The organism is Vibrio sp. OPT24 (assembly GCF_015163545.1).
GTDB classification, from domain to species: Bacteria; Pseudomonadota; Gammaproteobacteria; order Enterobacterales; family Vibrionaceae; genus Vibrio; species Vibrio cyclitrophicus.
Map to the genome: position 1 here is coordinate 127,247 of NZ_JADDYI010000006.1, position 9,754 is coordinate 137,000.

11 protein-coding genes are annotated in these 9,754 nt (G+C 45.2%); 6 read left to right on the forward strand and 5 right to left on the reverse strand.

Features of this window, described 5'->3' with window-relative positions; all coding sequences use genetic code 11:
* Positions 1-3: 3 nt before the first annotated feature.
* Entirely contained in the window at positions 4-300 is a 297-nt protein-coding gene (fis, locus tag IQO02_RS02950) for a DNA-binding transcriptional regulator Fis (RefSeq protein ID WP_004729744.1), read from the forward strand.
* An 89-nt stretch (positions 301-389) separates the two neighbouring features.
* On the opposite strand, the gene zntR is transcribed toward fis, so the two are convergent.
* On the reverse strand, positions 390-830 hold the full coding sequence (zntR, locus tag IQO02_RS02955; RefSeq protein WP_010435509.1) for a Zn(2+)-responsive transcriptional regulator: 441 nt from the start codon (positions 828-830) through the stop codon (positions 390-392).
* Between the two features lie 324 nt (positions 831-1,154).
* Between zntR and purH the strand changes: the two genes are divergently transcribed.
* Both purH and purD read left to right on the forward strand, forming a co-directional pair.
* Positions 1,155-2,747, forward strand: a complete 1,593-nt coding sequence (gene purH / locus IQO02_RS02960) for a bifunctional phosphoribosylaminoimidazolecarboxamide formyltransferase/IMP cyclohydrolase (RefSeq protein ID WP_016783685.1) — start codon at positions 1,155-1,157, stop codon at positions 2,745-2,747.
* Positions 2,748-2,832: 85 nt separating this feature from the next.
* Complete coding sequence (gene purD, locus IQO02_RS02965; RefSeq protein WP_016769210.1) at positions 2,833-4,122, forward strand: phosphoribosylamine--glycine ligase; 1,290 nt, start codon at positions 2,833-2,835, stop codon at positions 4,120-4,122.
* 170 nt (positions 4,123-4,292) lie between these two features.
* Here the strand turns inward: purD and IQO02_RS02970 are convergent, their stop codons facing one another.
* The gene (locus IQO02_RS02970) at positions 4,293-4,991 is read right to left on the reverse strand and encodes a DUF1481 domain-containing protein (RefSeq protein WP_010435517.1); all 699 of its coding nucleotides are present in this window, start codon (positions 4,989-4,991) and stop codon (positions 4,293-4,295) included.
* 46 nt (positions 4,992-5,037) lie between these two features.
* Positions 5,038-5,310 (reverse strand): nucleoid-associated protein HU-alpha, encoded by a 273-nt coding sequence (hupA, locus tag IQO02_RS02975; RefSeq protein WP_004729753.1) that lies wholly within the window; start codon positions 5,308-5,310, stop codon positions 5,038-5,040.
* Between the two features lie 270 nt (positions 5,311-5,580).
* Here hupA and IQO02_RS02980 point away from each other — a divergent pair, with 270 nt between their 5' ends.
* A complete protein-coding gene (locus tag IQO02_RS02980; protein ID WP_016769209.1) occupies positions 5,581-6,738 on the forward strand; it encodes a CNNM domain-containing protein in 1,158 nt (385 codons plus the stop codon).
* A gap of 79 nt (positions 6,739-6,817) precedes the next feature.
* Here IQO02_RS02980 and IQO02_RS02985 read toward each other — a convergent pair whose 3' ends face one another.
* Positions 6,818-7,405, reverse strand: a complete 588-nt coding sequence (locus IQO02_RS02985; protein WP_016769208.1) for a YjaG family protein — start codon at positions 7,403-7,405, stop codon at positions 6,818-6,820.
* A gap of 71 nt (positions 7,406-7,476) precedes the next feature.
* On the opposite strand from IQO02_RS02985, the gene IQO02_RS02990 reads away from it, so the two are divergent.
* Together IQO02_RS02990 and IQO02_RS02995 are read left to right on the forward strand one after the other, a co-directional pair.
* Positions 7,477-8,403 (forward strand): D-2-hydroxyacid dehydrogenase, encoded by a 927-nt coding sequence (locus tag IQO02_RS02990; RefSeq protein WP_016769207.1) that lies wholly within the window; start codon positions 7,477-7,479, stop codon positions 8,401-8,403.
* Entirely contained in the window at positions 8,403-8,996 is a 594-nt protein-coding gene (locus tag IQO02_RS02995) for a uracil-DNA glycosylase family protein (protein ID WP_016769206.1), read from the forward strand. The genes IQO02_RS02990 and IQO02_RS02995 overlap by 1 nt, the downstream gene beginning before the upstream one ends.
* Before the next feature lie 91 nt (positions 8,997-9,087).
* Here the strand turns inward: IQO02_RS02995 and IQO02_RS22020 are convergent.
* A partial coding sequence (locus tag IQO02_RS22020) for a uroporphyrinogen decarboxylase (RefSeq protein ID WP_228005995.1) occupies positions 9,088-9,754 on the reverse strand: 667 nt, incomplete at its 5' end.

The window sequence follows — 9,754 nt, forward strand, 5'->3', positions numbered from 1 at the left end:
AATATGTTCGAACAAAATCTGACTTCAGAAGCATTGACAGTAACTACAGTTACATCACAAGACCAAATCACGCAGAAGCCACTACGTGACTCAGTTAAAGCATCATTGAAAAATTACCTTGCTCAATTAAACGGTCAAGAAGTCAGCGAGTTATACGAATTAGTATTAGCTGAAGTTGAACAGCCACTACTAGACACTATCATGCAATACACTCGCGGTAATCAAACTCGCGCAGCAACCATGATGGGTATTAACCGCGGTACTCTTCGCAAGAAACTTAAAAAATACGGCATGAACTAATCGTTCTTTCGTAATTTTTTGAATGAAAGCCAAGCTCATTTTTTGAGTTTGGCTTTTTTTTGGCTTATGGTTCTTCAATTAGCCGCAGGTTAGTCTCCAGAGCGACAACAGCGTCCTTTATCAATGTTTGCAGAGTCCAAGGCGGCTAAAATAGAACAATGGCTTGCGTTGTCGTCTATGTGGCCACAGCACGCATCGTTAATCTTCCTCAGAGCAGTGCGAATCTTAGTGAGCTCTGTAATTTTCTCATCAATCATCTCCAACTTGGCTGTTGTAATCGATTTAACTTCGGCACAACTGTGCTGCGTCGCTTCCAAGCGAATCTCGAGTAATTCTTTGATCTCATCCAAACTCAACCCTAACTCTTTAGATTTTAGAATAAAGGTCACCTGTTTCTGATTATTTTCATCATATAGTCGATAACCTGATTCACTGCGACTGGCAGGTGCGATCAGGTTATTTTTTTCATAAAACCGTAAGGTATCGGCTGTCACACCGCATCGTTTCGCTAATTCACCGATCTGAAACATGTTTTTCCTATTCCTTCGTCCATTCCATAATTAACCTTATCGTTACTTTTCAGGTTGAAATGACACTTTTCATAATTAATTTTGAGATGCCAAACGATTGCGCGAGCTTTTTTGTAATAAATTAGTTAGAATCTGCGCCATCAAATTTGGAGTTGGTTATCTTATAGCTTAATCATAAGACGACCCCAAAAGGTCTTTACCAAAACTGGCCAATATTTTATCTCTTACCGGTATCTAAGATAACCCATGTTAAGAAGGTAGAAACAAGTTCTTTTTTGGCAAATATCTTTATTTTAACCCCATGAATTTGAGGAAGATGGAAGCATGAATAACGCTCGTCCAATTCGCCGCGCTCTAATCAGCGTATCAGACAAAACTGGTATCGTTGAATTTGCACAAGCTCTTGCTAACCGTGGTGTAGATATCCTATCTACCGGTGGCACTGCTCGCCTGCTTGCTGAAAAAGGCATCTCTGTTACAGAAGTATCTGACTACACTGGTTTCCCAGAAATGATGGATGGCCGTGTTAAGACTCTGCACCCAAAAGTTCATGGTGGTGTTCTAGGCCGTCGTGGCCAAGATGATGACGTGATGGAAACTCACGGTATCAACCCTATCGATATGGTTGTTGTAAACCTATACCCATTCGCAGAAACCGTTGCTAAAGAAGGTTGTACCCTTGCTGATGCAGTTGAGAACATCGACATCGGTGGTCCAACAATGGTTCGCTCCGCAGCGAAAAACCACAAAGACGTGACTATCGTTGTAAACACACACGACTACGAGCGCGTTGTCGCTGAAATGGACGCGAACGAGAAATCTCTAACGCTAGAGACTCGCTTCGACCTAGCTATCGCAGCATTCGAACACACGGCTTCTTACGACGGTATGATCGCAAACTACTTCGGCACTATGGTTCCTAGCTACGGCGAGAACAAAGAAGGCGACGAAGAGTCTAAATTCCCTCGCACGTTCAACCAACAGTTCGAGAAAAAACAAGACATGCGCTACGGTGAGAACAGCCACCAAGCAGCCGCATTCTACGTTGAAGCAAACCCTGAAGAAGCGTCAGTGTCTACTGCTCGCCAAATTCAAGGCAAAGCCCTTTCTTACAACAACATCGCTGATACTGACGCAGCACTTGAGTGTGTGAAAGAGTTCGACCAGCCAGCATGTGTGATTGTTAAGCACGCTAACCCATGTGGTGTAGCACTAGGTGAAGACATCCTAGAAGCTTACGACCGTGCATTCAAAACAGACCCAACGTCTGCATTTGGCGGCATCATCGCTTTCAACCGTGAACTAGATGCTGCAACAGCAACGGCTATCACAGAGCGTCAATTCGTTGAAGTTATCATTGCACCATCAGTTTCTGCTGAAGCAGTAGAAATCGTAGCGGCTAAGAAAAACCTTCGCCTACTTGAGTGTGGTGAGTGGACAACGAAGACAACCGGCTTTGACGTTAAACGCGTTAACGGTGGTTTGCTAGTTCAAGACCGCGACCAAGGCATGGTGTCTGAAGATGACCTTAAAGTGGTTTCTAAGCGCCAACCTACAGCTGAAGAGCTAAAAGATGCCCTATTCTGCTGGAAAGTAGCGAAATACGTTAAATCTAACGCTATCGTTTACTCGAAAGGCGACATGACAATTGGTGTCGGCGCTGGCCAAATGAGCCGCGTTTACTCTGCGAAAATCGCAGGCATCAAAGCGGCAGACGAAGGTCTACAGGTTGAAGGTTGTGTAATGGCATCGGACGCGTTCTTCCCATTCCGTGACGGTATCGACGCGGCAGCAGAAGCTGGCATCAAGTGTGTTATCCAACCAGGCGGCTCTATGCGTGATGACGAAGTTATCGCAGCAGCAGACGAACACGGCATGGCGATGATCTTTACGGGCATGCGTCACTTCCGCCACTAATATTTAGTTTATCTAAACGATTAGTAGCTATCGAGCCTCTCAATTTTGAGGGGCTTTTAAGAATTAAAGACTTAAGGATTGAAACATGAACGTATTAATCATCGGTGCTGGCGGTAGAGAACATGCTTTGGGTTGGAAAGCGGCACAAAACCCAAATGTCGAAACGGTATTCATCGCTCCTGGTAACGCAGGTACTGCACTTGAGCCGAAACTTGAGAACGTAAACATCGGCGTTGAAGACATCGCTGGTTTAGTCTCGTTTGCTCAAGAGAAAAAAATCGAACTGACCATCGTTGGCCCTGAAGCGCCATTAGTTATTGGGGTCGTTGACGCATTCCGCGAAGTAGGTCTTCCTATCTTTGGTCCAACTCAAGCGGCAGCACAGCTTGAAGGATCTAAAGCATTCACTAAAGATTTCCTAGCTCGTCATGACATCCCAACAGGTTACTACGCAAACTTCACTGAGATTGAGCCAGCTCTCGCTTACGTACGTGAGCAAGGCGCTCCAATCGTAGTAAAAGCGGACGGCCTTGCAGCAGGTAAAGGCGTTATCGTTGCGATGACCCTTGAAGAAGCAGAAGACGCAATCAAAGACATGCTAGCAGGCAACGCATTTGGCGAAGCGGGCAGCCGCGTGGTTATCGAAGAGTTTCTTGAAGGCGAAGAAGCAAGCTTCATCGTAATGGTTGACGGTTCTAGCGTCCTTCCTATGGCCACCAGCCAAGATCACAAACGTGTTGGCGACAAAGACACAGGCCCTAACACAGGTGGCATGGGTGCTTACTCTCCAGCCCCAGTGGTAACGCCTGAAATCCACAACCGTATCCTTGAGGAAGTTATCTACCCTACGGTACGTGGTATGGACGCAGAAGGTGCACCTTACACTGGTTTCCTTTACGCTGGACTAATGATCGATGCTGACGGCACACCTAAGGTTATCGAATACAACTGCCGCTTCGGCGACCCAGAGACGCAACCTATCATGATGCGTATGGAATCGGATCTTGTTGAGCTTTGCCTAATGGCTATCGACGAGAAACTCGACGAAGCAGAGTCTAAGTGGGATCCACGCGCGTCTATTGGTGTCGTTCTTGCAGCTGGCGGTTACCCTGCTGACTACGCAAAAGGTGACGTTATTTCACTACCAACAAGCGAAGTTGAAGGCCAAAAGGTTTTCCATGCAGGTACGACAAATAACGAAGCTGGCGATGTGGTGACAAACGGTGGTCGTGTACTTTGTGCGACTGCACTCGGTAACACGGTTTCTGAGGCTCAGGAACGCGCTTACGCGTTGACTAAGCAAGTTAGCTGGAATGGTATGTTTCACCGCAATGACATCGGTTATCGTGCGATTGCGCGCGAACAAGAGCAGTAATCAACATCATCATTCGGCTAGATTCGAATATCAGCAAATGAATAACTGCAATTGAATAAAAGAAAAGGCGCCTCAACAGGCGCCTTTTTTACCGATTAGTGGTACTTGTACTGACTAATCAGCACTTGGCCTATAGTAGGCCAAATACTCTTATATCTTTTCAATATTCTTTACTCTTTCAGCAAAGATGGTCTTGCGATGCACTGATGGTTATCATCTGCCAACATCAAGAATTCAGCGACTGATAATTTTCTAAGAGATCCCTTGCCGACAAAAGCACCATAGCTTTCTACAGACGACAAACGGTTAATCACAAAATTAGGCAATGTTTGGTTGAACTCAATGTCAGTAAATTGCTGACCAGAACAAGTCTGAAACACTTTACCATTCCAGTAACCCTGTAAAAGCTCTAACCCTGCATCATTTTGCTTCTCAGTAACGTCGAGAGCAGATGTCGCTTCCTGTTTAAATCTGTCCAGTTGAACCGACTGTAGCGGTAGGACTTTTCCATCAAGGCGATATTGCTGGTATACCGCTTCACCAGATTGATTGAAACGCACATGCACACGATACGGAACTAATGAGAGTGAGTCATCGCGTAGCTCGCCTTCACGGACAAATTCACGAAGCACATCTTCTGACCAAGCATAGTCAGTTTTGTACCAGCCGTAATCGCCCATAGTGACATAGTCAGCAGAGGTATGAGGTTGCGTTAGCTTGTTAGTGACCCAGTAGAAACTCGTCGCATCGCCCATAACTTGGCCGCCGGTGTGGGTTTCAAATTGCTCTAGGTTGGTGCGAGGACTGGTTGAAGAACAGCCAATGAGAAATGTAGATAACAGTGAAACGAGAAGAAATGCTTTTTTCATAAAACCTGTACCGAGGTGGAATACGACTACCTCGGTACAGTTTAGATTATTTCACTGAATCTTTCAGCGCTTTACCTGCAACAAATGCTGGAACATTTGCCGCAGCGATTTGGATCTCATCACCAGTTTTTGGGTTACGACCAGTGCGAGCTGCACGGTGGTTTACTTTAAAAGTACCAAAACCAATTAGCTGAACTTGATCGCCGTCTTTAAGAGCATCTGTAACACCACCAAGAGTCGCTTCTAGAGCAGCTTTAGCTTGTGCTTTAGAAAGGTCCGCTTTTTCAGCAATAAAGTCGATTAATTGAGTCTTGTTCATTTTAGGTTTCCCTTCTTTGTATTTTTGAATTCAATTCACTCTAAAACATAAATGCCCCATCTGGCAAAGGTTTGTCGTCGATCTTTAGCTCTAATGCCGGAGTTTTAGCCATAATATGAGTAATAACTCACAATTTGTTACTGAATTTCGATGGCAAGCCCTTGTTTAAAAGGGGCTGAGAGCAAAATTAATGATGACCTAACCACTACTTTATCTCTATAATCCACGCTGAATCGCTGCTAAAGCGTACAATTTAATTTAAGGGCAAACATGCTGCTGCTAACTATTTACGTCTCCATTGCCATTGGAGTTTCTTTTATTTGTTCTGTTTTGGAAGCTGTACTTTTGAGTATTAGTCCGAGCTATATTGCTCAACTAAAACAAAATGGGCACCCTGCAGCAGAGTCATTAGACAAACTGAAAACAGATATTGACCGCCCGCTTGCGTCAATTTTAACGCTCAACACCATCGCGCATACTATCGGTGCTGCGACAGCAGGTGCACAAGCGGCTGTTGTTTTTGGTAGCCAATGGTTAGGTGTCTTCTCAGCCGTGCTAACGCTAGGTATTTTGGTGTTGTCTGAGATTGTTCCAAAAACCATTGGTGCAACCTACTGGCGTCAACTTGCTCCTGCTTCGGCAAGCGTGCTGCGCTGGATGGTATTCTTCCTAACACCGTTTGTATGGTTCTCAGAACAGATCACCAAACGTCTTGCTCGTGGCCACCAAGCACCAAAAATGCGTGATGAGTTATCTGCAATGGCGATTTTGGCAAAAGAGAGCGGCGAGTTTGCAGAAGGTGAGTCAAAAATTCTGAGCAACCTACTGGGTATTCAAGATGTACCCGTGACTCAAGTAATGACACCACGTCCAGTGGTATTCCGTGTTGATGCGGAAATGAGTGTGAATACGTTCCTAGAACAACATAAAGACACGCCATTCTCACGTCCGTTGATTTACAGCGAGCAGAGTGACAACATCATTGGTTTTGTACACCGCTTAGAGCTATTTAGATTGCAGCAAGCAGGTTGTGGCGAAAAAGCTCTGGGTGAAGTTATGCGCCCTATCCACGTGTTGCTGAACAATATGGGTTTGGCTAAAGCCTTTGACCAGATGATGGCAAACCGCCTTCAACTATCTTTAGTGGTTGATGAATACGGTACGATTCAAGGCATCATTACCCTAGAAGATATCTTTGAACACTTAGTTGGTGAAGAGATCGTCGATGAAGCGGACAAAACCACCGATATGCAAGAACTGGCGTTCCAACGCTGGGAAACGTGGAAAGAGACACACGGTGTTATCGAAAACCGCGATGAAGAGGACGAGCCAGAGGAAACTCTAGTAGACGACAACTCATCAGATTCAAAATCAGATAACGGCTCATCAAAGGACAAAGCGCAGAACGAAGGTAAAAAAGATTCTTAATCCACGCCTCATACCATCAGATAAAACAAAGGCTCCCTAGGGAGCCTTTGTTTTATTCATACTTTGACGCAAAAGCGAATTACAACGCAACACCAATGTTACTCACAGGGTCTTCACGCAGTTCGTGGCGTAAGTCTTTAATCAATTCTAGGTCACGCTCTGCCGTTTCACGTAATGGTCGGAAAATCGCCCACTGAACATCCCACTCTTCACACACCGCTTCATTTTCTTTCTGGTTTTCGTTCGTCACTTCGTCAGCGCCTTGAGCAAACTCAAGCTCAGCAACCGTCTTCACCGATTGTTGACTCACTTTAATTACAGCTTCCAACATATGCTCACGATCAAGTAGACCATGAATTAATGTTGCTAAGCCTTGGCATGCATCCATGGCTGGGTAAACACCATAAAAATCAAAATCATCACCGCTAGGGAATAGCTCTTCAACTTTCTCAAGTTGACGCTCAAAATTCACCTTTGCAGTTTTAACCGTTAAGATTTCCCAGATGCTATCCAACACGTCACGATAGATTCGAGCTTCCGCAAATTCTGTATTCTCACAAAACATGGCATAGTTAGGATACATACGCTCACATAGACACGCCATAAAAGTAATTTGTTGCCAAGGTTCTAACTTTTCAAGACGAACCTGCAGTGGATTCTGAAGCATAGTCACTCAATAATTGCAGAAAAAGACAGCGAAAGTGTACTTGATAAACCCTAGGGGGAAAAGGTAAGCCGATGAACAATTTTACGAATAAGCTCTATATTCTTACTGAGCATGACGATACCTATACGCAACTAATTCTAAACCAGGATTTACCCGACCTAGAAATCACTCAAAACCCCAAGTTAGCCGAGGTTGTCTTGGCATCGCCTCCACTCATAGCTGAACGCCTTGATGAGTTTAAACAACTCGACTGGGTTCAAAGCACCTATGCTGGAATTAACAAGCTCACCCAACCAGATCTTCGCCAAGACTATACACTCACCAATGTGAAAGGTATTTTCGGCCCGGCGATCGCTGAATACGTGTTGGGTTACACGATCAGTCACTTCAGACACTTCCCTCATTACCACCAACAACAGGCCGAGAAGAATTGGCATCCACAGCTTTATACTAGCCTAGCTGGCAAAACTATGGTGATTTTAGGGACAGGTTCAATTGGAAGTCATTTAGCGAAAACTGCCGCTGCGTTTGGTATTTATACCATTGGAGTCAACCGTACGGGTATCCCATCAAAGCAAGAGACCTTTAAACAAACTTTCCACATCAATGAGATAGAAGCCGCCCTTAAACAAGCGGATATTGTGGTCAACACCTTGCCATCAACTGCTGAAACCTATCAACTGTTGGATGAAACTACCCTAGGCTATTGCTCTAATGTATTGCTGTTTAATGTTGGCAGGGGGGAAAGCCTAGATAACAAAGCATTACTGTTAGCGATTAAAAATAAGTGGGTGGAGCACGCATTTCTAGATGTGTTTGAAAATGAGCCTCTACCCAAAGATCACCCTTTCTGGAAACTGCCGCAAGTGACCATCACTCCACACATTGCAGCACTGAGTGAGCCAAGGCAAGTAGTAGAAATCTTCGCCGAGAATTACCAACAGTGGCGAGATGGCTTTAAACTGAACCACACTATCGACTTCGACAAAGGTTACTGATGTTCTCATCACTGCTCACCGAGATACGACAATGCACCGCTTGTGAGCCTCATCTATCACATGGGGCTAATCCTGTGATTCAAGCACACCCAAACGCGCGCTTGCTGATCATAGGTCAAGCGCCGGGCATCAAGGTGCATGAGTCATCCATCCCTTGGAACGATGCCAGTGGTGAACGATTGAGAGAATGGTTAGGGATAGACAGCGATACCTTTTATGACGAGCAAAAAGTGGCGATTGTGCCTATGGGGTTTTGTTACCCGGGGAAAGGAAAAAGTGGCGACCTCCCTCCAAGACCAGAATGTGCTGAGTTGTGGCATCAGAAAGTGCTGCAATCCCTACCCAACATTCAAATGACACTGCTGATTGGTCAGTATGCGCAAAACTATTATTTAAAGGAAAAGACAACTAAAACACTGACAGAGACAGTCAAGAACTGGCAGGCTTGGGCACCAGAGTTTTTACCACTTCCCCACCCTTCACCACGCAATAATATCTGGCTTAAGAAGAACCCTTGGTTCGAAAGTGAAGTCATTCCTTATATCAGGAAACACATTTCAGAGCATTTGGCCTACCATGTTTCAAACGCCTAATTAACTGCACACAACGAATTTCAACAAATCTTCAGGCAATAAAAAAGCGCTGTAGGTTGCCCAGCAGCGCTTTCAATCGTCTTACACAGGATTACTTGTGGTAAGGCTTAGACAGTTCGTGAACAGCGTCAACGAATACACCAGCGTTTTCTGGCGGCACATCTAAATGGATACCGTGACCTAGGTTAAATACATGGCCTGTACCTGCGTCGCCAAAGCCTTCAAGAATGCTGCCCACTTCTTCACGAATACGTTCTGGTTGAGCGTAAAGCATAGAAGGGTCCATGTTACCTTGCAGTGCCACTTTGTCGCCGATGCGAGCTTTTGCATCTGCGATGTTGATTGTCCAATCTAGACCTACCGCATCACAACCTGTTGCTGCGATAGACTCAAGCCACATGCCCCCGTTCTTAGTGAACAGAGTAACCGGTACTCGACGACCTTCGTTTTCACGGATTAGGCCATCAACGATCTTGTGCATGTATTGCAGTGAGAATAGGTTGTAGTCACGAGGAGTCAGCACACCACCCCATGTATCAAATACCATTACCGATTGAGCACCCGCTTTAATTTGCGCGTTCAGGTATTCGATAACACTGTCAGCCAGCTTGTCTAGAAGCAGGTGCAGCGTTTGTGGTTCTGCGTACATCATCTTCTTGATCTTAGTGAATGCCTTAGAACTTCCACCTTCAACCATGTAGGTCGCTAGAGTCCATGGGCTACCAGAGAAACCAATCAATGGCACTTCGCCTTTCAGA

Coding starts and splice junctions, on each gene's coding strand:
- fis (WP_004729744.1), top strand. CDS start 4: ATGTTCGAACAAAATCTGACTTCAGAAGCATTGACAGTAACTACAGTT.
- zntR (WP_010435509.1), bottom strand. CDS start 830: ATGTTTCAGATCGGTGAATTAGCGAAACGATGCGGTGTGACAGCCGAT.
- purH (WP_016783685.1), top strand. CDS start 1,155: ATGAATAACGCTCGTCCAATTCGCCGCGCTCTAATCAGCGTATCAGAC.
- purD (WP_016769210.1), top strand. CDS start 2,833: ATGAACGTATTAATCATCGGTGCTGGCGGTAGAGAACATGCTTTGGGT.
- IQO02_RS02970 (WP_010435517.1), bottom strand. CDS start 4,991: ATGAAAAAAGCATTTCTTCTCGTTTCACTGTTATCTACATTTCTCATT.
- hupA (WP_004729753.1), bottom strand. CDS start 5,310: ATGAACAAGACTCAATTAATCGACTTTATTGCTGAAAAAGCGGACCTT.
- IQO02_RS02980 (WP_016769209.1), top strand. CDS start 5,581: ATGCTGCTGCTAACTATTTACGTCTCCATTGCCATTGGAGTTTCTTTT.
- IQO02_RS02985 (WP_016769208.1), bottom strand. CDS start 7,405: ATGCTTCAGAATCCACTGCAGGTTCGTCTTGAAAAGTTAGAACCTTGG.
- IQO02_RS02990 (WP_016769207.1), top strand. CDS start 7,477: ATGAACAATTTTACGAATAAGCTCTATATTCTTACTGAGCATGACGAT.
- IQO02_RS02995 (WP_016769206.1), top strand. CDS start 8,403: ATGTTCTCATCACTGCTCACCGAGATACGACAATGCACCGCTTGTGAG.